Genomic DNA, 21,819 nt, shown 5'->3' on the forward strand with positions numbered 1-21,819 from the left:
ACAGAAGTCACGAGAGAGGGACGACAGATGGCAAACGCTACTGTAGACAACAAAGCAAACTCAGAAAAAATCAAAGCCCTTGAATTGGCTGTTTCGACTATCGAAAAGCAATTCGGTAAAGGCTCTATCATGCGTCTGGGCGCGAACGAATCTTTGGTTAAAGACGTTGAAGCGATCAGCACGGGTGCATTGAGCTTGGACATCGCTTTGGGTATCGGCGGTCTTCCAAAAGGTCGTATCGTTGAAATCTACGGACCAGAGTCTTCTGGTAAAACAACTCTGTGCTTGTCTGTGATCGCTCAAGCTCAGAAAAAAGGCGGCGTTGTTGCCTTCGTCGATGCGGAACACGCGTTGGACGTAAACTATGCTCGTAAACTGGGTGTGAACACGGAAGATCTTCTGATTTCCCAGCCAGACACTGGTGAACAGGCTTTGGAAATCACTGAAACTCTTGTTCGCTCCGGCGCGATCGACGTATTGGTTGTCGACTCCGTAGCAGCCTTGGTTCCTCGCGCAGAGATCGAAGGCGACATGGGTGATTCCCACGTTGGTTTGCAGGCTCGTTTGATGTCCCAGGCTCTTCGTAAATTGACTGCGGCGATCAATCGTTCCAACACTCTGGTTATCTTTATTAACCAAATCCGTATGAAAATCGGTGTTATGTTCGGTAACCCTGAAACAACTACGGGCGGTAACGCTTTGAAATTCTACTCTTCTGTTCGTTTGGATGTACGCCGTGTGGGCGCGATCAAAAACGGTGAGGACGTGACTGGGAACCGTACTGCGGTGAAAGTTGTTAAGAACAAAATGGCACCTCCATTCACCAAAGTTGAATTCGACTTGATGTACGGTGAAGGTATCTCTGAAGAGGGTGACCTTCTGGATCTGGCAGTGACTGCGGGCATGGTTGAAAAATCCGGCGCGTGGTTCTCTATCAACGGCGAGCGCATGGGCCAAGGCCGTGATGCTGCGAAGACCTTCCTGAAAGAGCACCCAGAGTACATGACTGAACTTCGTAAGAAGATCCTTGCGGCCAACGGTATCGGCAAACTTTTGGTTGATACCAACGGCAACAACGGCGAAGACCACGAAGGTGTTGAGCCAGAAGTTGAAGCTGAAGACGCTCCGAAAAAAGGCAAAAAAGGCAAACACTAGCTCGCGCCAGCGGCAGAGCTGGAGCTCGGCCCCGCCGGCAGAGCTGGAGCGACGGCAGTCGCGCAAGCTGAAGCAACTCCAAAACCCACTCCTAACAAGAGTGGGTTTTGTTTTTTTCACCACCCTAAAGGTACCTGCTCACTTTTGCAGAAGCTGCGCGTAAAATGGAAGAAATCAAACGCAGAGCTTCTGCAAAAGTGAGCAGGTACCTTTTATGATTAAGATTAAACGAGTTTATGAAAAGCCTAGTCGGGATGATGGTTATCGTGTTCTTGTCGATCGTTTGTGGCCGCGGGGAATTAAGAAAGAAGAGCTGAAATTCAGTGAGTGGCCCAAGGAGATTTGTCCCAGCACGGAGCTGCGCAAAGAGTTCGGACACAAGCCCGAAAAGTTTTCTGAATTCAAAACGGAATACAAAAAAGAACTCAAGGCTGCGGCAGCCCAAGATAAGCTCGCTGAGTTGGCGGAGCGTGCGCAAGCTCAGAACGTCACCTTGTTGTATGCGGCTCGGGATGAAAAGATCAATCATGCTCATGTGCTGAAAGAGGTTTTAGAAAAGTTCTGATCTCCCTCTGGCTGAACCTTATGTTTTTTTAATTCAATAAATTCAAATAAAGAGCGAAAACGGCGCTGAACCGTCGTTTATTTACAGTTCAGGTCAAGCGCACCTTGTTATGTCTTTTGACCTAGTTGTGAAGGATGCCCTGTGAGTTTGTTAGTATGAGCCGATGATCAAGTTGGTGATGGGACTAATGTTGGCGATGGGTGTGCAGGCCCAAGGGGTGGGCTTTTTTGAGCCACCGATGCCACCGCCCTTACCCGAGCCGCAAGAGCCAACCTTTTTAAATCCAACAATCTATTACAAGCCCATTATCAAATATGATGTGGATCGCTGCGAAGAGCAGACCCGTGTGGAGATGCTGTCCCCAGAGGACAAAATTCTGACCCGTCTGTGTCTGAAGGACTTTAATAATTGTGTGATGCAAGGGGCTTGCTACGTTCATGATGAAAATGGACGATTCCGGTCGTTCAACTATTATGCTCGTGGCGAGGATGGGGTGCCACGCTTTAAGGAAGTGGATCTGCGAAAGTGCCCCTATGGGTATGGCATGAGAAACGTGTGCCTGGATCCATATCATACGGTCGCAGCCGACTTAAGTATCTATAAGTTGGGGGATGTGATTTTTGTGCCTCGCTTGGAAGGCCAGCGAATGCCTGATGGAACGGAACACGATGGATTCTTTGTCGTGCGCGATGCCGGAGGAGCCATCAAAGGTCCGAATCGTTTTGATTTCTATACGGGTTTTACCAAACCCTTTGTCCCTGAAAACACTTTTCATCGTCTGGGGTTTGCCAATATCAAAAACAGCTTTCCTTTCCGAATGGCAACGGAAGAAGAAGCTGCTTTGGTGCGCGAAAGGACTGGGTATCCCAAGACCAGGAAGGTCATTCTTTTGCCTCCGCACCGCTGATGTCTCAATGTGTCTGGACACCGGGGGTGGCTTCGGGGATGCTCAAGACATGAATGCAAAGACTGTTATTTCATTTTGGTTTGAAGAAATTGATCCGCAGCTGTGGTTTGCCAGGAATGAAGAGTTTGATCAACTTCTGCGCGCCCGCTTTTCTGATTTGCATGACCAAGTCAGCAAAGGTGAAACCTATCTTTGGCGAAATTCTCCAGAAGGTCGGTTGGCAGAAATTCTTGTGCTGGATCAGTTTTCCCGGAACATGTTTCGTGGATCAGCGAAGGCCTTTGCCAGTGATGCACAAGCCTTGGTGTTGGCTCAGGAAGCAGTTTCGCAAGGGGATGATATGGAATTACCTCTGCAACAGCGTGGTTTTCTCTATATGCCCTATATGCACAGCGAATCGCCGTTGATCCATGAACAGGCCATGAAGCTGTTTGCGCAAGAGGGGCTTGAGAATTCTTATAAGTTTGAGGTCGCCCATAAAAAGATCATCGATCAGTTCGGACGCTATCCACATAGAAATGCCGTCCTGGGGAGAGAGTCCACGACGGCAGAGTTGGAATTTATGAAAGAACACCCGGGCTTTTAACTAAGGCCCGATATCCTCTTCCAGATCAGCGCACTGAAGGCGGCCCTGATTGGCGCTGACGGCTCGGATGCCGCCGGCATCTTCGATCATCTGGAGATCGCCATCCATTGTGCCATCACTGTTGATGACAATAAGTTCTCGCTCGCTGCCTTTTTGGATATCGACGATCCGCTTGGTGGCTTCGATTTGCTCAATCACACTGCAGCCTTGATTGTTGACGAAGATACGCAGGTCGCCTTCAGCCTGGGCTTGAACGCCGGCCAGAATCAGTGCGGTGATAAAGATCTTTTTCATGGGAACTCCTTTTTAGTTTTGTTTTTTTATCTGTATTCCAAAGATTCCAGGCGGGACTCAAAATAGTCGGTGACTATCAAAGAACTGCCGCGAGCCTTCAGCTCCAGGACTTTATTTTTTAGTCTTTCCAGCACGGGTTCGATATTTACATTCAGATTCTTCTGATCAAGCATCTGACTCTGGACTATTTTTTCCAGTCGGCTGACTTCCAGCAGAAGATCTTTTTCAAAGACATTAAGTCCGCCGTGTTGGCTCATAAATTCTTCAAGTCCCCTGCAGCGATAGGCCATTTGCACCAACCGACAGTCCTGGCGTTCAATGCCCAGTTTCTTGCATTCGCGTCCTTCCTGCGAGCGGTACTTGTAGAAGATTTCTTGTGAAGGCTGCTCTTGATAGGGGGCTGCCGCAGAAACACCATTCTTGGTGAAACCCAGTCCCGGACCGATCAGCGTGTAGCCATGCACTTCCGAAGCAAAGGCGGCGGGTAAAACTTTACCGTGTCTGTTCAAGCGACGAAATGCGATGATGTCGCCAGCTTGGGCTTGCTCCAACGGTACAGGCTGACACAGAGCTGAGTCCACGATGTTGGCAAACTCGCTGGCAAAGGTGTGGTGCAGTCCTTTGGAAACTCCGGCCAGATAGGTGGAGGCATTCCAGCAGTTTGGACCATCGACCTTGGCGTAGCGGTCTTTGAGCAATTTCATCTTTCCAGTCAGCAGGGCCTTTTTTAAATCCGCATATCCCCCGGACTTGACTGGTGCGGGGTCTTTGGTGACCTGAGCTGTAGAGATGAAAAGGTCCCGCACTTCAATGGCCGAAAGCTCAGGCAACTCACTCCACAGGCGGGCAATCAGGTTGACCATGTAAGGCGTTGCCATGGAGGTGCCAGAGTGTTCAATCAGACCGCCGCCCAAGGAAGCCGCATTGACTTTTACTCCCGGAGCCAGAATATCGACGTTCTCTTTACCGAAGTTGCTGAAATCAGCCATTTTGGCATTTTCAGGGGTCACTTCTTCGATCGTGCTGGCCGTCAGCGCGCCGACCTTCAGAACATTGGGATGGGTGAAGCTGGCTGGGTACTGGCGGTTCTTGGTGATATCCAGATCAACACCGGCGTTACCCGAGGCCACGACAAAAAGAGTGTTGGGATTTTCTTCGATCATAGTCTTATAAGCCCGGATACCGTCGCGCAGCCCCAGCAGGTCTTTGTTGTCAGCAGGAAAGCCCAGACTCATATTGACGATGCGAACCTGATGCTTCTTGATGAAATCTGACATTTTGCGAATGTAGTCGGCACGGGTGTAGTCGCCAGCAAAGCCCACCAGTGCGATATTATTCAGTCCACGGCTGGCGATGTGGGCGACATGGGTTCCATGGGACAGCGGACGGTGGTCTTTATGCATACCAATGGAAGATTCTGTGGGCAGGCCGATATTGCGCACTTGTTCCCACCCGAAGTTGTCGTCAACCCAGCCGTTCCCATCATTGTCGATGCCATCGACCGGATCCTGAGGGTTGTTCCACCACTTGCTGACAAGCTCTTTGTGGTTATAGTCAAAGCCCGAATCGATGATGGCTACAAGAAAACGGTTGGGGTTTTCCTGCTGCTTTTTTAAAACGGCAATTTCATCTGCCGTGAGTCCTGCTTTTTTTAAGCTGCCCACAAGATCATATTTTTCATAAAGGGAAAATTGACTGAGAACCTTCCCTTGGGGGTTCTTTTCAATAAAGGCGTAGGGCTTTTCATCCTGTCCCTTGTAGTAAAGGAAGATCGAGGATGTGATTTGATTTTCCTTGTTCAAATAGTCTTTGCGGATTTCTCTGAAAGGCTCATTCTGTTCGTGGTGGCCAATGTATTCCAAAGCGACAGGGGCTTCTTTGGTGTAGTGCCATTTGCGCATCAGACGTGACTTGTCGGTTTGATGGCCTTCCTGATCAAGCAAAGACCACTCTTCCTGACTTTTAATCTGACCATAGTTTTCTTTTTCGACAGAAAGTTCGGTCACTATCACAAGGCCTTGCGTGGACTTGGTGAACCGCATCCAGCCGGTGAAGCGGCCGTCGATATCAAAATAGCGTCGCTCTGTCAGAACCGTATCCTGATAGTAACTTTCTTTCGCGGTGACGCCGTTGTCGAACTTTTCAGTTTTAACAGTGACAGCAGCCCAGGCAAATGACTGTCCCAGAACGAGACACAGGGTCGTTGCGAGCAGCGAGTTTCTGATTGTCTGAAAAGGGCTCTTCATCATGAAAAGAAGAGATAGCAACGAGGGTGCCAGACAATCGCAAGCATCGTGGTGTCGGCGGTGAAGAAAGCCCTGTCGAAGTCTCAGACAGGGCGGTGCCATTTATTAGCTTATGGATATTCGCGGAATATTAAGCCAGAGCTTTCTTGATATCGCTGGCGATGTTCGCGGGCTCTTCCTGAGGCGCGTAGCGCTTTAGAACCTGACCATCTTTCCCCACGAGGAACTTGGTGAAGTTCCATTTGATCATCTCTGTGCCCAGCAGACCTGGAGCGGAAGATTTCAACCACTGGTAAAGAGGATCTGCCTTATCTCCGTTCACGTCGATTTTGGCCATCACCGGGAACGAAACGCCATAGTTCAGTTCACAGAACTGTTGGATCTCGGAATCTGTTCCTGGTTCCTGTGCGCCGAACTGGTTGCAAGGGAAGCCCAGAATAACCAAGCCCTGATCCTTGAACTGAGCGTAAAGCTCTTCAAGGCCCTTGTATTGTGGGGTGAAACCGCATTTGCTGGCGACGTTTACAATCAGAACGACTTTGCCGCGATACTCTTCCAAAGAAGTCGATTTACCACTGGCGTTGGTTACAGAGAAATTATAAAGGCTTGTCATATGATCTCCTGTCTATGCAAGGCTAGCATAGCTTGGAAGAAGTTGCGGCGCAAATTGATACGTTCCGTCTGAAGAAGGAAACAGATCTTTGGTAGTTCTCTTATAGCCGATTTGGAAATTTTAGCAGTCCTTACGTTTGGCCGATTTTTAACCCATGAGGCAAGGGGTTCGTTTCATTCTTCTTAGTTATTCTCTTCTGGCTGTCACCCTTGTGGTGGATCTGGCCTGGGCCTCGTCCAATAAAAGAAGAAGTCCTTCACGATCCAACGACGGTTCCGTCGAAGCGCATCTGGAGTATCTTAACAGTTTACCACAGCAAACAGAGGCAGATGAACGGGATCGCGAGATGCGAGCCATCAGTTTCACGGTTCAGGGGGCCTTCTCTGAGCAAAACTGCATCGAGACCTGCAATGTGAATGTGATGATTCACTATCAGGAAACCTGTTACAGTCGATGCCGTGAAAGATTTGCGGGTGCGGGCTCACCTTCGACCAGCCCCGTGGCGGGCGAGGGTTGTCAGCAGTATTCCGGATTGCAGGAAGCCTGCCGTCAGGAAATTCAGGCAACGTCCCGTTCGTGTGATGAAAAAAGCAATTCAGGAATGAACAGTGTTTCCAATACAGCAACGCAGTTGGGGCTGATGTTTGGGCAGCAGACAGGTGCCAGCATTCAGGCGGCATGCTCTAAGATGGCGGGTCTTTCGGCAGCGGCCAACAGTGCAGTGGCCGCTTACCGCATGCTCTGCAGCAGTGCGATTGCCAAGTGCCGTTCTGTCTGCTCCAGCTTAAAAGATTTTGTCGCCAGTAATCCAGCATGCATGGCCTCTGGTTTTGAAGGGACCATGGGGACTAATCCTTTGATCCTGCAGGCGGCCGAAACTGACGCAGAAAAATGTTCTGAGTTTGAAAATAAGGTTCAAGAGGCCAATCAGGCCATCAGCAATTTAAGCAGCACCATGAACAATGCCTCTCAATGCGCATCCTTAACGTCGGGCGAATCTGCGGAGGTTCCGGATGTTTGTAAAACCAATCCCAATCTTCCGGGATGTACACCCGCTGGGCCAGTGGATTGTACCAAACCAGAATTAGCCACCAATAAAGTCTGTGTCTGCTCCAAGAACCCGACCGATCCAATGTGTTTATCGCAAAGCTCGGTCGGGTCGATTCAAATGGGAAGCATCAATCCGTCAGCGCGTTTGACCACTCCAGGGGCTGCGGGGGCAGGCATAGGAGACTTGCCAGGTCTGCCGGCGATATCTCCGGGAAAACCGGGAGCCGGTGGGTCAGGAGAAGCCGTTGAAGGGCGCCAGGGTGGCAGTGCAAACCTTTCGGGTTCAGGAGCAGGAGCAGCAGGCGGAAGCTTTGAAGCAACAGAATCCTCAAGCGAAGAATCTGAGGGCGGTGGACATGCTGTCACAGCCGGATTCTATGGCGGTGGAGGCGGCGGTGGTTTTGGCCCTGCAGGGGTGGGCCCTGCGGGAAGAGGAAGCGCAGGAGTTACTGCGACAGTGAGCGCTTCAACGGTGTCACCCAATCTTCGTCAGTTTTTGCCGGGTGGAAAATTCGATCCCAAAATTCGTGGTCCAGCGGGAGTATCAGGACCCGATGGTATCACCGGGCCGCATTCAAACATCTGGATGAAAATTCAAAACCGCTATCAGTTCGTGCGTCCCACTTTGATACCCTAGTAAGAAGTGTTTCATCTTGAATCGTTTTTTCATTTTGATTCTGTTTTGCGAATCCAACTTCATTAAAATATGAGAACATATCCGAACACAGTTGTAGCAGACTGGGTTGGGGGCCGATAGGCATTCTATGAGAAACTGGTATTTAAGGGGATTCCTCCCTCTTATTCTTTTGGTACTTCTCGGAAGCGTGAAGGTTTCGGCCGGCACCTTTCTGGGTTGTGCTGAATGGTGTGCCAGTCGATATCTGCCCAAATCGGGTTCAGCCAGCCGGGATCAGATGCTTCGATACGATAACTGTGTCGTGCAAACACAGAGGGAAGGTCGGTGTGGCTCAGGTTCCACCAACCGTGGTTCCGGGGGCGGCACCTCTCGTCCTTCGCAAACCCAACGGCCCGCTGAATCCCGGCAACAACAGGAACCTCCAAGCTCCTCGCAAACCAATCCTTGTGGCAATCGTTGCCCCGTCAATCAGTGTCTGGATGTGAATGGCAATGGTGGATATGTATGCCAGTCAGAAATTCAACAGCGTGGTCCGGATTGCTCTGCGCAGTACTCTGAGTTGGCGCAGCGATGTTCCGAGGCGGTCGAAGAAACTGCTCACACGTGTGATGAAAAGAATGACAGCGGAATGGGTGGCGTGGCCAACATGGCTTCCCAACTCAGTCTGATGTTTGGTCAGCAGACGGCTTCCAGTATTCAGGCGGCGTGTTCGCGGATGGCGGGATTGTCTGCCGCGGCCAATGCTGCGGTGGCGGCTTATCGTTTGAACTGCAGTAGCTCGATCAGTTCCTGCCGCTCGGCCTGCTCGGAGTTGGTGGACTATGTTACGAACAATCCCACATGCACCGTGCAGGGTTTTTCCGGGGCGGCCGGAGACAATTCAATGATAATTGAAAGTGCGCGTTCCCAAGCCGAGCGGTGTGATCGCTTTGAAAACAAAGTTCAAGAGGCCAATCAAGCGATCGCAAACTACGCAGGTACGATGCAAAATGCATCTCAGTGTGCTGATCAGACCTCAGGGGACACGACTGTGCCAGAGATCTGTAAGGCCAACCCCAACCTGCCAGGATGTTCCAGTGCCGGACCTGTTGATTGCACCAAGCCGGAAATGGCTACCAATAAAGTTTGCATTTGTTCGAAGAATCCAACAGATCCGGTTTGTCGTTCTGAAAAAGGTATGAACGGGACAACTTATTCCAGTATTAATTCCGCTGCACGCTTGAACTCTGTGGGGGGCGATGGGCCTGGTGGTGATTTGCCGGGCTTGCCTTCTATTTCTCCCGGAAAACCTGGGCCCGGCGGTGCCGGTGAGGCCGTGGAGGGTCGTCAGGGAGCGGGCGCGGGACTTGCCCTCTCTGGTGGCGGAGCGGGAGGCGGCGCCTCTGGTTCTGGCTCAGGGCAGGCCGAAAGCGACAGTCTTGATCCTGACGTCAATGCCGGATTCTATGGCGGCGGTGGCGGAGGGGCCTACGGTGGTGGCGCTATGGGATCTGCCGGGGGCTCTGCTGGAAAAGCCGGAGCTGTGGGCGCGGATGGCAAAGCGGGGGGCCCTGATTTACGCCAATTCTTGCCCGGTGGAAAGTTTGATCCCAAAGCTCGCGGCGTTGCCGGTGTGTCAGGTCCTGATGGAATCACGGGACCCCATTCCAACATCTGGAAGAAGATTCAGAACAGATATCAAGTCTTAAGCCCGACATTGATGCCTTAGTGTCTCAAATCGAGATTACTTATACTTTGGTAAAGTTCACGTTGAAAAGTACCGAAAAGAATCACCATGGGAATGAAGGTGCTTTTATCGCAGTTTATTGTCGGAGGATTTTTCTTAATTCTCTTTATGCTTCCTTCGCAGGCGCAGGCCGGCTGTAATACCGATGGTTGTCCTGAAGGAATGACCTGTATCAGGGTCTATGACGCCACAGAAAATACCACGACAAATATATTCAGATGCGAAGTTGATCGCGGATTTGTAGGTCCTCCAGGCCCGGTGAATCATTGTGGTAACCGATGCGCAGTCAGTGACTGCATCAACGTGAATGGTGGGAATGGCTGGGTCTGTCGAAGTGAAATGACCGGCGGCGGAGGCGGCTGTGCGGAGTATCAGCAGCTGCAGGAACAGTGCAGTGCCCAGATTACCGATACGGCTTATACCTGTGATGAAAAAAATGACTCGGGCATGAGTGGTGTGGCGAATACGGCCTCCCAGCTCAGTTTGATGTTTGGTCAGCAGACGGCGGCCAGCATCCAGGCCGCTTGTTCTAAGATGGCCAGTCTTTCGGCGGCAGCCAATGCGGCAGTGGCGGCTTATCGCCTGACCTGCAGCAGTTCTATTAATTCATGTCATTCCGCTTGCGGTGCTTTGGTGGAATGGGTGAACAGAAACCCCACATGTGTGCAAGCCAGTGGTGGGTCGATTTCCATATCCAGTGCCGAATCGCAGGCAAAGCGTTGTTCGGACTTTGAAAATAAAGTTCAGGAAGCCAATCAGGCGATAGCGAACTTTGGTAATACCATGCAAAACGCTTCTCAGTGTGCTTCGTTGACGTCGGGTGATTCGACGCCGATTCCGGAAATCTGTAAGACCAATCCGAACCTGCCCGGATGTTCTGCCGCGGGTCCCGTGGATTGTACGAAACCTGAAATGGCCTCAAACAAAGTATGTATTTGTGCGAAGAGTCCGACGGATCCTGTTTGTTTGAATACAAAATCAGGTGGCGGCACTTTCGTGGGCAGTAGTTTGGATTCAAGTTCCCGACTGACAGCCAAAGGCGGTGATGGACTTTCTGGAGATCTTCCGGGTCTGCCCTCTATTTCTCCGGGAAAACCAGGCTCTGGCGGTGCGGGAGAAGCGGTTGATGGCAAGCAGGGCGGTGGTGCAGGCTTGGCCGGTGGCGGAGGTGGCTCCGGCGGCGGTGGAGATTCTGGCGGCGGCTCTGGTGGAGATGGCGAAGGCCTTGATGGTGTTCAAGTGACAGCGGGTTTCTATGGGGGCGGAGGCGGAAGCTTCGGAAGCTATGGCGGTGGAGCTGCCGGTGGCGGAGGTCGTCCCGGTGCTGGTGCGGCTGGAACTGCGACCACTAAGGGTGGTCCGGATCTTAGCAAGTTTCTTCCGGGTGGACAGTATGATCCAAAACGCGGAATCTCCGGTATGGGTGGAGCCGATGGGATCACCGGCCCTCATTCGAATATCTGGCAGAAGATTCAGAATCGTTATCGTGTGATGACGCCGACGTTGTTGCCTTAATTCAGCTTAAAACTAAATCAAAGGATGGAGCGCCTCGATCACCTGCTTGCGCAGGGGGGCCTCCACCAAAACCGTCAGACTCATGGCGCTGACCAGAAGTTTCTGGGCAGACAAATTCTTTTCATTCAAATTATTCAGGACCTTCTGGGTGATCTCGGGCGACGTCGCTCCGGTGCAGGTCAAAGTCACTGTGGAATAGTCCGTTGGCAGCAATGTGAAATCGGAATGCTTCTGCAGCTCTTTCTTCACTGCCACCATGATCTCCTGCGGACCGGTCAGGAAGATTTCTGTCTTGTCCAAAGAAAGTTCACAGCTTAACAACTGAGGAAAGGCTATTTGGTTTTGATCCAACAGGCTTTGCAACCCGTGCAGAGCTTTAGCGGGATTCTTTTCTTTACAGTGAATTCCCAAAACCAGTTCATGCGAGTTCAAGGACAGAGCTTTGCAGGATTCAAACATATTCAATCCTTTTTTGACGAGTGTGCCGTCAGAGGTTTTATTGGAAGCGGGACCAATGTATAAAGTTACATCACGCATTTTGGCCAATTCCACAGAGCGATAGTGCAGAACTTTGGCGCCCCAGAAGGTCATTTCCATCAACTGATCATAATTCAGTTCATTCAGAGGTCGGGCTGATTTGACGATGTTGGGGTCCGCCGTAAAGACAGCCGGAACATCTTTTAAAATCTCGCATCGTTCTGCTTTGAAGGCTGCCGCCATGGCAACTGCCGACGTGTCTGATCCGCCGCGCCCCAAAGTGGTAATTTCTTTGGTCGCCGGGGACACACCCTGGAATCCGGCCAGAATCACCACACGGTCACTTTTTAGAGCCTCTTCCACGCGGATGGGTTTCACATCCTTGATGAAAGCATTGACGTGGGAATCATCTGTAAAGATACCTGCTTGGCTTCCGGTGAAGCTGATTGCTGAACAGCCCAGGTCATTCAAGGCCATGCTGACCAACGACATGCTGATACGTTCACCCACAGTCAGCAGCATATCCATTTCGCGTCTTTGCGGATGAGCTGACACCTGATTGGCTAGATCGATCAAAGAATTAGTGGTTTTACCCATGGCGCTAACGACAACGATCAGCGAATTATCTTTGGATTGAGCTGCGATGCGAGCAGAGACAGATCTGATTTTCTCAGGATCCGCCAAGGTGGCTCCGCCGTATTTTTGCACAATCAGGGGTTTCATTCCAATGCAACTTTCCGAGTGTTCTGATAGACGTAAGTGGAAACCATTCGCCCGGCCCCTTTAGGGACTCGGATAAAGTGTTTTTGCACCTGTCGGGGAATGTATCCCAAATACAGCTCGGCGTTCAAATCTTTTAATGACTTTCTGGTGACTCCCAAATGGTCGGCCAAAGGTTCCAGATCGGTGCCGCCGGGGACAAGGACAACATCGTATTCCAACGGGTCCATTTTTTCCAAGTCTCGGAATCCATACAGATTTGGCGCTTTGGCAATTAGCATGGCTGCGAGGATTTTAGGAACGTAATCTTGAGTCTCTTGCGGAAGAGCATCGAGCTTGATGAGGGCCCAGTAATCTTTGGTGCCATACTTCTTGATGCGCCGGCGTAAGCCACTTTCGCCCATGTTGTAGCTGGCGGCCACGAGGTACCAGGAACCGAACTCCGCATGCAGATCTTTCAGATAACGGATGGCAGCCAAGGTGCTCTTCTTAAGATCTCTGCGTTCATCCAGCCACCAGGTTTTACTTAAGCCGTAGCGTGAACCTGTGGCTTCAATGAACTGCCAAGGTCCCACCGCATCGGCGTGGCTGATGGCGTTTGGCGCAAATCCACTTTCGATCATCACCATATAGGCAAGATCCGAAGGCAGGCCCGCACGTTTTAGTTCTTCCTGAATAAAAGGCATGTACTTGTAAGAGCGTTGCAACCAGGTCCGGAACCACTTGTTACCACTTCCCTGGAAGTAGGCGATCCACTTGCTGACTTTCTTATTGTACGTCACTGGAAGATCAAAGATCAGATTGTCCGACTGCGCATGGGTCGACTTGGCGGTCAGAGCTTTAAGTTTTTCCTTCAAGCTCAGGGCGCGGTTTTCTGGTGTTGCAGCGGCCACGGCAGGAGCAGGCAAGGGCTTGGTTGGAGCCACTGGCGCTGCTTCTGTCTTGAAGCTGTAAGAAAGAGATGCAATGAAAAAGAAAGAAACCCACGTCCTCATGTAGTCAATTATGAAGCCGATTCTTTGACACTGTCGACAAAGATCTGACAATTCCCTGGCGCCATCGACGAAGGTCAATGCACGGCCAAATCGAAAAAAACTTGAGCCCAGAATTTTTGAACTCTTCAAAGGTCGAGCTTGGAACCTTTTTCCTAGACGAAGATCCGTCCTGTCAAAAGATGGCACACGCCTTGCTGCTCAACACAGTGGGAGGGAAGTTCATGGGAGTAAAAGGTGTCTATACAGCGCTCAGTGGTGCCATGGCTCAAAGTACAAAGCTTGATACCATCGCCAATAATTTGGCCAACGTGAACACGCCCGCTTTTAAGCGTGATCAGCAGCTCTTTCAAGAGTATCTGACCGCCAATGAAAAGATGCCGGAAACCACACAAATCCCTCGCGATGTCGCATCCATTGAAAGTTTTTATAATATGCAAGGTGGCGACAAAAGTTATGTCGATACCAAGGGTACTTTCACGGACTTCTCACAAGGGGGTCTGAAGCCTACAGGGAACAATCTGGATGTGGCCATTGACGGAAAAGGCTTCTTTGAAGTAGCCACTCCGGGTGGCGTAAAATTGACACGTGCCGGGAACTTCACCTTGGATGGTAATGGGCAGCTTGTAACCAAGGATGGACACCCGGTCCTTCGTCAAGCGGAACCGGGCGCGGACCCGGCCGGCCGAGTGATTCGCTTCACTGGAAATGGCGCTATCAGCATCGCTGACAATGGTGATGTGTTTGAAGGAACTGAAAACCTGGGCAAGTTGTCATTGGTTGCAGTGAATAACCCTGATTCTTTGCAAAAGGCAGGAAGCTCTCTTTATACCTTTAAGCCGAATATGGCGCCGGATATGCAGAACATCAATAATCCAAGCGTAAAGCAGGGATTCTTGGAAACCTCCAACGTCAATATCATCCAGGAAATGTCAGACATGATCACCACCAATCGTGTCTTTGAAAGTACGCAAAAAGCCATCAGTGCTTACGATCAGATGGCGGACAAGATGATCAATGTGGTGGGAAAAACAAATTAGCCTTCGCTGAAGCTATGGCTAACGGGTTAGCCTTCGCGGAGCTACGGCTAGCAGGTTAGCTCTCGCGGAGATGCGGTTAACGGGTTAGCCATCGTATGGGCAAGGTTAGATAAAAGATTGAAATGAAGCTAACGGAAGGATTCGTGAATGCTTAAGAGTTTAAACACAGCAGCGACAGGGATGGCAGCCCAACAGACCAATATGGATGTGATTGCCAATAATATTGCCAACGTTTCAACGGCTGGCTTTAAAAGATCCCGTGCTGAGTTTGAAGACCTCATGTATCAGACCCAAAAGGAGCCAGGGACGGCTTCGGGTCTGAATGCTTATTCACCCAACGGTGTTCAAGTCGGCTTGGGTGTGCGCACTGCGGGCGTGCAAAAGGACTTTGCTGGCGGTCAGGCGCAAGTCACGAAAAATCCATTGGACATTCAAATCGAAGGTCAGGGGTTCTTCCAGGTGCTGACGGCGGACGGCGAAACAGCTTACACCCGTGATGGCGCTTTCAAGAAAGATCCCACGGGCCGCATGGTTGACAAGAACGGCAACGTTCTTCAGCCCGAAATCACAGTCCCGCCGAATGTTTCCGGTCTTGAGATCGCACCGACGGGAGAAGTTCGTGTGATCACAGGTCTTAACGATGCTCCGCAGACGATCGGTCAGATTGATGTGGTGAACTTTGTTAATCCGGCCGGTCTGAAGGCCGTCGGTAAGAACTTGTTCACACAAACACCGGCCAGCGGTCAGGCCATTGCCTCGCGTCCGGGATTGAATGGCACAGGCTATCTGGCACAAGGACAGTTGGAATCCAGTAACGTGAATATCGTGGACGAGATGGTGAACATGATCACCGCCCAGCGTGCGATGGAAACCAACTCCAAAGTGATGCAGGCTTCCGATCAGATGCTTCAATCCATCAACAATTTGAGATAATTGATGATTAAGTACTTTGTGTTTCTATTTCTTTTGAGCGCTCAGGCTTTTGCAAGGCCTGAGATCTCTATTCCGGCCAGCGTGGAGATTTCGCAAAGAGAACTTCTGCGCCTGGGCGATATCGCCGTTGTTGAAGGTGGCAGCGAGGAATTGCTGGCGGCCCTGGATGCGGTGGTTTTGCGTGAAGACGCACGTGACTTGCTGTTGAGTCAGCATCTGGAATCCAGCGAGATTCTGGGCAAGATGCGAGCGGCTTTGAACAGCCAGGAAAGCCTGCGCCGCATGAATCCGCAGTTCAAAGTTCCTTCCCAAGTGAAGGTGAGTTTTGCCAGCACACCAGTTTCCAAACAGGAAATTGAAAGAAAGATTCACAATGTGCTCAAAGCCCGTTGTCAGGATTGTGAGTATCAGGTCAGCGTGCAAAGTACGCCACGCCCGGCATCAAAGCTGTGGGATCTGGATTATACTCAGCTTTCAGCAAAGGGTGGGTTCCTTTTGCCGTTGCGCGACGGGGATCAGCGACAAATTAAATGGATCTCTGGAACAATTCGTGTTTCCCGATTAACCCCCGTGACCACTCGCTTGATCTTACAAGGAGAGAGGGTTCAGGCCGAAGACCTGCGCATGTCCATGACGGACGTGACCTTTGCCAAGGATGGCAGTTTGCGCATGGAGGATATCCAGGGTCAGTTGGCAGCTCGCTCTCTTCCCGTTGGAAGCACTGTATGGGCTTCTGATCTCAAACGTGAACCGGCAGCTAAGAAGGGACAAGTCGTTAAAGCTTTGCTTGGCGACGACAGTTTCGAGATCTCCGTGAATATGATGGCGGAGGACAGTGGCTTTGTCGGAGACATCATTAAAGTAAAAAATCTGGAAACACAAAAAGTACTCTCCGGTCTCGTGACTGAAAAAGGTGTGGTGAAGTTGCAATGATGAAGATGGTTTCTCTCTTCTCAGTTTTGGTTATGTCCGTGTTCGCAACAGGTTGTGCGACGATGCAGGATTTTTTGACGTCTTTGGACGGACCGAAAGAGGCTCCGGCTTTGAAAGACATCAATACGGCGCCACGTTTTTCTGACAATCAGAACATGGGTGTGCCCACAGACCGACAGTACAAGCGTATGACCCGCAACCGTATGGAAGAAGAATCCGAACTGGGGGCCAATGCCGGTTCCACGTGGGTGATGGAAGGTCAGGGAGCCTATCTTTTTGCACAAAACAAAATGCGCAAAGAGGGTGATTTACTGAATGTGACTTTGGATGGACCGGCCCGCAAGCAGGTTGAAACCAAAGTGTCAGTGATTAAAAAGTTGTTGAAGCAGTTGGAAGAACAACAACAGCAGCAACAGCAGGAATTGAGCAACTCTTTGGCGCAAAATGCAGGGGATGCTTCCCGGGCACCGGCTTCCGAAGCTAAAAAAGCGGAAGCACCAAAGGCTGACGAAAAAGATGAGGGCCTGGCGGATGTGCAGAACATACCAACCCGTATTGTGGAAAAGATGGCGGATGGCAACTATCGCATCAAGGGACAGCAGCCGTTCATGATCGGCAAACGTGAATACAAGGTGATTGTGACGGGTCTGATTCGTCCAGAAGACTTTAACGATGCCGGAATCAATTCAGAAAAACTGCTTGATCCACAGTACGACGTGGTCAGCTTAAGAAAGACGAAGAGCAATGAATAAAATCATCAACTTCTTTTTGCTGTCGGCCTTGTTCTTTATGACTTTGATTGAGTCGGCTAATGCCGCTCGCCTGAAGGATATCGCCAGTATCCGTGGGGTGCGCGAGAATCAACTTATTGGTTACGGGATCGTTGTGGGCCTGAAGGGCACTGGTGACGGCAAAAATGAATTTATGAGCAAGAGCATGGTGCGCATGCTGGATAAGCTGGGCATGAAACTGGATAATGTGGATTTCTCCAGTAAAAACGTGGCAGCTGTCATTGTGACGGCGACGATGCCGGCATTTGGCAAAGCGGGTAATCCGATTGATATCACAGTCAGTGCGATCGGGGATGCCTCGTCATTGCAGGGGGGCACACTGTTGCAAACTCCGCTGCGCGCTGCGAATGAACAGGTGTATGCAGTGGCTCAGGGAAGCATTATCATCGGTGGTGACGGCAAAGACCAGCATCTGACCGCTGGGCGTGTGCCCAACGGGGCGATCATTGAGCGTGACATGACGGCGGATTTTTCTTCCAGAAAAATGTATCGTCTGACACTGATTAATCCGGATTTCACCACGGCTGCGCGTTCCGTACTTACGATTAACAAAGAACTGGGCGGTCACTACGCTTCGGCCAAGGACTCTGGAACGATCGACATCATCACTCCATTTGCCTATGAAAATCGGGGCGTGGAACTGTTGGCGACCATTGAATCCATCGAGATCAATCCGGACATGAAAGCGCGTGTGGTGGTGAATGAAAAAACCGGCACGATCGTGATTGGAGACAAAGTGAAAATCTCCAGGGTTGCAATCTCACACGGTGCGCTTTCTGTAAAAGTGGGCGAAGGTAAAAAAGGATCTGAAGAAAAAGTGGCGGTTCTCGACAGCGGTGTCAGCGTCGGAGAACTGGTGCAAGCACTAAACAAACTGGGAGTCTCGCCGAAGGACCTGATTACAATACTTCAGTCCATAAAGTCAGCTGGAGCTTTGCACGGGGAACTCGAAGTTTTATGAGATTTCTGTTTCAGAATGACACAGCATTTAATACAATCAAAGTTATAGTTTCAGACACATGGACGTGTTTGAAACGCGGGGAGGGTGAGAAAGAGATCGCGAACCATGGAAGGTCAAGAGTCAAAAGTTTCTCGCAGGAAACAGGAGCAATAGGTCAGCAGAGATCACGGAGTGATCAACACGAGCCGAAGCTACACTCTCAGAATCGAGTGCAGGATGCACATGATTCTCCGACTCTAACTCCCCTTTTTTTCTCTTTCAAAAAAGGTACATCCGTACCTTTTTCTTTTTTGATGTAGGAGTCTCGCAATGAGCGATGTGGGATCCTCCGGCGGCTTCAAACCAATGGGAAATCGTATGATGGGGCGGCCGGAACAAAAGCCGCCCGAGCAGAAGCTGCGCGAAGTTTCTGATATGTACGAGAAACATTTCCTTCGCGAGATGATGAAGGCGATGCGCTCCACCGTCAAAGAGGGTGGCTTCATTCAATCCAACCAGGCTGAAAAAATCTTCCGCGAACAGCTGGATGATCAGTATGTCGAAAAGTGGGGCGAGCGTGGCGGCATTGGTCTTTCCAATATGATCTACGATCAGCTGATGAATAAGTTTGGTGTGATGATGGGAATCAAAGCTCCTGTCACCAAACCTGTCGGCCCACTGGCGATGGACGAAAAAAGCAATTACACGGCAAAGCCGTTTCAGCATCCCGGAAAAAAACAAGCCGTGTCCTACAAATTTGATGTGTCACCCAACGCTGGACCTTCGTCTGACACGGCGGCAGCCGGCAATGCTGGAGTGTCGACAGGCGCGCAAGCTGAAGCAGCAGTCAAAGCCCCATGGGACGGGGTTTTGCTGGGGAAGCGAAGTTTGGCAGATGATCAGACCATGGTGGAAATCGAACACGACAATGGTCTTAAAAGTCAGCTTGTTTTTAAGGGTGGACTGTCTAAAGTTTCGACAGGGGAAAAGTTGCAAGCTGGCGACACGCTTGGCTTTTTAAGTCCAGAGGCCAAATCCCTTTACTGGACCATCGAACCTGGACCAGAAACTGTCTCAGAATGATTTGGTGTAACTGTCCCATTGTGATACTATAAAAAGAATAAAAGAGTGTGTTTCTACACTCTGACAGAGGAGTTCTCGATGAAGATCACGCACAACAAAGTCGGTCAAAATTTGAATCTTACAGATTCTTCCAGATCTGACAGAGCGGATGGTATCAAGAATAAAGCGCCGGATGCAGGTTTGACAAAAGCGGATGCTTTGACGTCTTCCAATCTTGGTGAATCCTCACGCGTGGAGTTGTCTCCTCGTGCTCAGGAAGCAAAACGCATCAAAGAACTTGCTATGTCTGCCCCTGATGTTGACGAAGCCAAAGTTGCTAAATTCCGCGCTTTGATCGACGAAGGAAAATACAAAGTTGACGCCAAAGCCATCGCCGACAAAATGGTCGACGAACATTTGGAGTTCTAATCGGCTGACACCGAACAAGTCCGCGCCGTGAAGACGGACGCGGCAGCGACAGCAAGGAAGCTGAAGTAAAACGATTTCAATCCCGCCCCAAGTAAGCCCGCGGACCTGTCCGCCAAAGCTTCAGCAAAGGCGGAAGGATGATAAAGATGGACGCAACAGTAGAAAGAGCGTTTCACAAGCTGGAAGCAAATCTCGAAGAACTTACAAAAATCTACCGTTCCCTGTTGGATATCGTTCGCAAAGAAAAAGAAATTCTTTTGAAAGCGGACCGTGAAGCTTTGGATGAAAGCAACAAACTTAAAGAAGAGCTGCTGTTCAAGCTTCGTGCGCAAGATTCTTTGCGCTCTCGCTATGCGATGGAGCTGGCGACAATCGTGGGTGCTGATGCGGAGAATCCGCGTTTGTTGGAGCTGGCGCAAAAACTGGCGGGCACTCCAGCGGCAGATCGTCTGCGCACGCAGCACGCGGCGCTGGATATTCTGATCAAACGAATCACCGAAATTAACAAAGAAAACGAAGAATACACAAAGTCCGCTCTGAATACATTGAACGGCGCTTTGAATAATATCAAAGACACGCTTTCCGGTAAGAAGACTTACGGAGGCAAGGGCCAGGTAAAACAAGGCCCTCAAGTCGCAGGCAACTTCGTTAGCAAAGAAGCCTGAGGCCCGGCTTGACCGGGCAGAGCCGAAGGGGCGGAGCTCCGCAGGCTGAAGCAGTAAACGGAACCCACCGGAGATGAGGATAGGATGTCTAAAATCTCGGCTATGATGGATACGGGTAAACGCTCTCTGATGAACTCTCAGACAGCGTTGCAGACGGTCGGTCATAATATCGCCAATAAATCGACTGAAGGCTTCTCTCGCCAAAGAGTGGAGCTTCAGACGAACATGCCTATCACGGAAGGCAATCTTCAGATCGGTATGGGGGCCCGTGCGGGTGTTGTGACCCGTGTGAACAATCCTTGGCTTGAAAAACAAATCCAAAAAGAAGGCATGAACATGGGCTTTCAGGATTCCCGCGCGGAAGCCCTGAGCCGTGTAGAACAGGTGTACAACGAACAGACCAACAAGGGTCTGAATCAGTACATGACGGATTTCTTCAATTCCTTCCGTGAGCTTTCCAATAATCCAGAAAGTTTGGCGTCACGTACCATGGTGCGTGAAACGTCGGTGGCGTTGACCAAAGATTTCGGTCGCGTGGTGGGACAGTTGAAAGCCGTGCAAGAAGATCTGGACGGTCAGGTAAAAACGACTGTTGAAGAGATCAATCAGCTTTCCAAGGAAATTGCCTCTCTGAATGAAAAGATTCAGATGATTGAAGTTCAAAACACTCCTGCCAACGACGAGCGTGACCGTCGTGATCTTTTGCTTAAAAAAATGGGTGAAAAGATCGATATTTCCTGGGCAGAGGGTAAAGATGGTATGGTGACCGTGACGGCGGGTCGCACGGCGATTCTGGTTTCCGGAATCGGTTCTTCAGAACTGAAGGCCCAGCAGACAGATGCTCGTGACCGTGTCGAAGTCTTCTTCATGGGAAGCGGCAGCACCTCTGCCAACATAACCGAGCAGATCTCGGGCGGTCGTATCGGGGGGGCTCTGGATGTTCGTGACCGTGTCATTGAGGATCTTTTAAGTCACGTCGACAATATGGCCTACACTTTGGCAAAAGAGGTGAATACGGCCCATATCGAAGGTTATGACAAAACCGGCCGTAATGGGGTTTTGTTCTTTGAGATGCCCGATGCCGTCAAGGGGGCGGCGTCTCAGATCGCTGTTAACAAAACCGTTTTTAATGACGTGGGTCGTATCGCCACGGCGGCTCAAGCGGGGGCTCCGGGTGACAACACCGTGGCCAACGTGATTTCGTCCCTGCAGTATCGCCAGGTGATGGATGGTGGTACAGCGACCTTGGATGATTACTACAACACGCAAGTGGGTCAGATCGGTGCGATTGCCCAGCGTGCGGTGAAGTCACAGGAGTCGCAAAAGAATGTGATGTCTCAACTGACAAACATCCGCGAAAGTATCAGCGGTGTGAGTCTGGATGAAGAGACCACGAAAATGATCGAGTTCCAGAAAACTTACGATGCATCCGCGCGTTTGATCAAAACCGCCGATGAAATGTTTGATACAGTGTTGAATCTAAAACGGATGTAGCCGCCCTAGCGGGCAGAGTTGAAGCTCCGCTCTAGCGGGCAGAGCTGTA

21 protein-coding genes are annotated in these 21,819 nt (G+C 50.6%); 16 read left to right on the forward strand and 5 right to left on the reverse strand.

Annotated elements, in window-relative coordinates; all coding sequences use genetic code 11:
- Positions 1-27 precede the first annotated feature (27 nt).
- The 4 genes from recA to ACZ50P_RS02260 all read left to right on the forward strand — a co-directional run bounded on the left by recA (position 28) and on the right by ACZ50P_RS02260 (position 3,213).
- Entirely contained in the window at positions 28-1,155 is a 1,128-nt protein-coding gene (gene recA / locus ACZ50P_RS02245; protein WP_464119975.1) for a recombinase RecA, read from the forward strand.
- Between the two features lie 214 nt (positions 1,156-1,369).
- Positions 1,370-1,720 carry a DUF488 domain-containing protein gene (locus ACZ50P_RS02250; RefSeq protein ID WP_464119976.1) on the forward strand — a complete coding sequence of 117 codons (351 nt, stop codon included), beginning with the start codon at positions 1,370-1,372 and terminating at the stop codon, positions 1,718-1,720.
- 163 nt (positions 1,721-1,883) lie between these two features.
- Positions 1,884-2,627: a 3D domain-containing protein gene (locus ACZ50P_RS02255; protein ID WP_464119977.1), complete on the forward strand. Its 744-nt coding sequence runs from the start codon at positions 1,884-1,886 to the stop codon at positions 2,625-2,627.
- A 49-nt stretch (positions 2,628-2,676) separates the two neighbouring features.
- Positions 2,677-3,213 carry a DUF924 family protein gene (locus ACZ50P_RS02260; RefSeq protein ID WP_464133147.1) on the forward strand — a complete coding sequence of 179 codons (537 nt, stop codon included), beginning with the start codon at positions 2,677-2,679 and terminating at the stop codon, positions 3,211-3,213.
- Here the strand turns inward: ACZ50P_RS02260 and ACZ50P_RS02265 are convergent, their stop codons facing one another.
- The 3 genes from ACZ50P_RS02265 to ACZ50P_RS02275 all read right to left on the reverse strand — a co-directional run bounded on the left by ACZ50P_RS02265 (position 3,214) and on the right by ACZ50P_RS02275 (position 6,366).
- Positions 3,214-3,507 carry a hypothetical protein gene (locus tag ACZ50P_RS02265; protein ID WP_464119979.1) on the reverse strand — a complete coding sequence of 98 codons (294 nt, stop codon included), beginning with the start codon at positions 3,505-3,507 and terminating at the stop codon, positions 3,214-3,216.
- Positions 3,508-3,533: 26 nt separating this feature from the next.
- A complete protein-coding gene (locus ACZ50P_RS02270; RefSeq protein WP_464133149.1) occupies positions 3,534-5,756 on the reverse strand; it encodes a S8 family serine peptidase in 2,223 nt (740 codons plus the stop codon).
- 127 nt (positions 5,757-5,883) lie between these two features.
- Complete coding sequence (locus ACZ50P_RS02275; protein WP_464119981.1) at positions 5,884-6,366, reverse strand: glutathione peroxidase; 483 nt, start codon at positions 6,364-6,366, stop codon at positions 5,884-5,886.
- A 154-nt stretch (positions 6,367-6,520) separates the two neighbouring features.
- On the opposite strand from ACZ50P_RS02275, the gene ACZ50P_RS02280 reads away from it, so the two are divergent.
- The 3 genes from ACZ50P_RS02280 (at position 6,521) to ACZ50P_RS02290 (ending at position 11,294) form a co-directional block, all read left to right on the forward strand.
- A complete protein-coding gene (locus ACZ50P_RS02280) occupies positions 6,521-8,053 on the forward strand; it encodes a hypothetical protein (RefSeq protein WP_464133151.1) in 1,533 nt (510 codons plus the stop codon).
- A 127-nt stretch (positions 8,054-8,180) separates the two neighbouring features.
- On the forward strand, positions 8,181-9,761 hold the full coding sequence (locus ACZ50P_RS02285) for a hypothetical protein (protein WP_464133152.1): 1,581 nt from the start codon (positions 8,181-8,183) through the stop codon (positions 9,759-9,761).
- Positions 9,762-9,827: 66 nt separating this feature from the next.
- Entirely contained in the window at positions 9,828-11,294 is a 1,467-nt protein-coding gene (locus tag ACZ50P_RS02290; protein ID WP_464133154.1) for a hypothetical protein, read from the forward strand.
- A gap of 12 nt (positions 11,295-11,306) precedes the next feature.
- Here ACZ50P_RS02290 and ACZ50P_RS02295 read toward each other — a convergent pair whose 3' ends face one another.
- Both ACZ50P_RS02295 and ACZ50P_RS02300 read right to left on the reverse strand, forming a co-directional pair.
- On the reverse strand, positions 11,307-12,494 hold the full coding sequence (locus tag ACZ50P_RS02295; protein ID WP_464119985.1) for an aspartate kinase: 1,188 nt from the start codon (positions 12,492-12,494) through the stop codon (positions 11,307-11,309).
- On the reverse strand, positions 12,491-13,486 hold the full coding sequence (locus ACZ50P_RS02300) for a lytic transglycosylase domain-containing protein (protein WP_464119986.1): 996 nt from the start codon (positions 13,484-13,486) through the stop codon (positions 12,491-12,493). Before ACZ50P_RS02300 ends, ACZ50P_RS02295 begins: the two co-directional genes overlap by 4 nt.
- Before the next feature lie 221 nt (positions 13,487-13,707).
- Here ACZ50P_RS02300 and flgF point away from each other — a divergent pair, with 221 nt between their 5' ends.
- From flgF to flgK, 9 genes are all read left to right on the forward strand, one after another.
- The gene (flgF, locus tag ACZ50P_RS02305; protein ID WP_464119987.1) at positions 13,708-14,523 is read left to right on the forward strand and encodes a flagellar basal-body rod protein FlgF; all 816 of its coding nucleotides are present in this window, start codon (positions 13,708-13,710) and stop codon (positions 14,521-14,523) included.
- Positions 14,524-14,670: 147 nt separating this feature from the next.
- A complete protein-coding gene (gene flgG / locus ACZ50P_RS02310) occupies positions 14,671-15,456 on the forward strand; it encodes a flagellar basal-body rod protein FlgG (RefSeq protein ID WP_464119988.1) in 786 nt (261 codons plus the stop codon).
- Between the two features lie 3 nt (positions 15,457-15,459).
- Entirely contained in the window at positions 15,460-16,389 is a 930-nt protein-coding gene (flgA, locus tag ACZ50P_RS02315) for a flagellar basal body P-ring formation chaperone FlgA (RefSeq protein ID WP_464119989.1), read from the forward strand.
- The gene (locus ACZ50P_RS02320; protein ID WP_464133156.1) at positions 16,386-17,141 is read left to right on the forward strand and encodes a flagellar basal body L-ring protein FlgH; all 756 of its coding nucleotides are present in this window, start codon (positions 16,386-16,388) and stop codon (positions 17,139-17,141) included. Before flgA ends, ACZ50P_RS02320 begins: the two co-directional genes overlap by 4 nt.
- Positions 17,134-18,141, forward strand: coding sequence for a flagellar basal body P-ring protein FlgI (locus tag ACZ50P_RS02325; protein ID WP_464133157.1), 1,008 nt, complete (start codon positions 17,134-17,136; stop codon positions 18,139-18,141). Before ACZ50P_RS02320 ends, ACZ50P_RS02325 begins: the two co-directional genes overlap by 8 nt.
- Positions 18,142-18,450: 309 nt before the next feature.
- On the forward strand, positions 18,451-19,203 hold the full coding sequence (locus tag ACZ50P_RS02330) for a rod-binding protein (protein WP_464133160.1): 753 nt from the start codon (positions 18,451-18,453) through the stop codon (positions 19,201-19,203).
- A gap of 78 nt (positions 19,204-19,281) precedes the next feature.
- Complete coding sequence (gene flgM, locus ACZ50P_RS02335; protein ID WP_464119992.1) at positions 19,282-19,611, forward strand: flagellar biosynthesis anti-sigma factor FlgM; 330 nt, start codon at positions 19,282-19,284, stop codon at positions 19,609-19,611.
- 146 nt (positions 19,612-19,757) lie between these two features.
- Positions 19,758-20,276: a flagellar protein FlgN gene (locus tag ACZ50P_RS02340; RefSeq protein ID WP_464119993.1), complete on the forward strand. Its 519-nt coding sequence runs from the start codon at positions 19,758-19,760 to the stop codon at positions 20,274-20,276.
- 84 nt (positions 20,277-20,360) lie between these two features.
- Positions 20,361-21,770 carry a flagellar hook-associated protein FlgK gene (gene flgK / locus ACZ50P_RS02345; protein WP_464119994.1) on the forward strand — a complete coding sequence of 470 codons (1,410 nt, stop codon included), beginning with the start codon at positions 20,361-20,363 and terminating at the stop codon, positions 21,768-21,770.
- The last annotated feature ends 49 nt before the right edge of the window (positions 21,771-21,819 follow it).

The organism is Bdellovibrio sp. CKG001 (assembly GCF_055397465.1).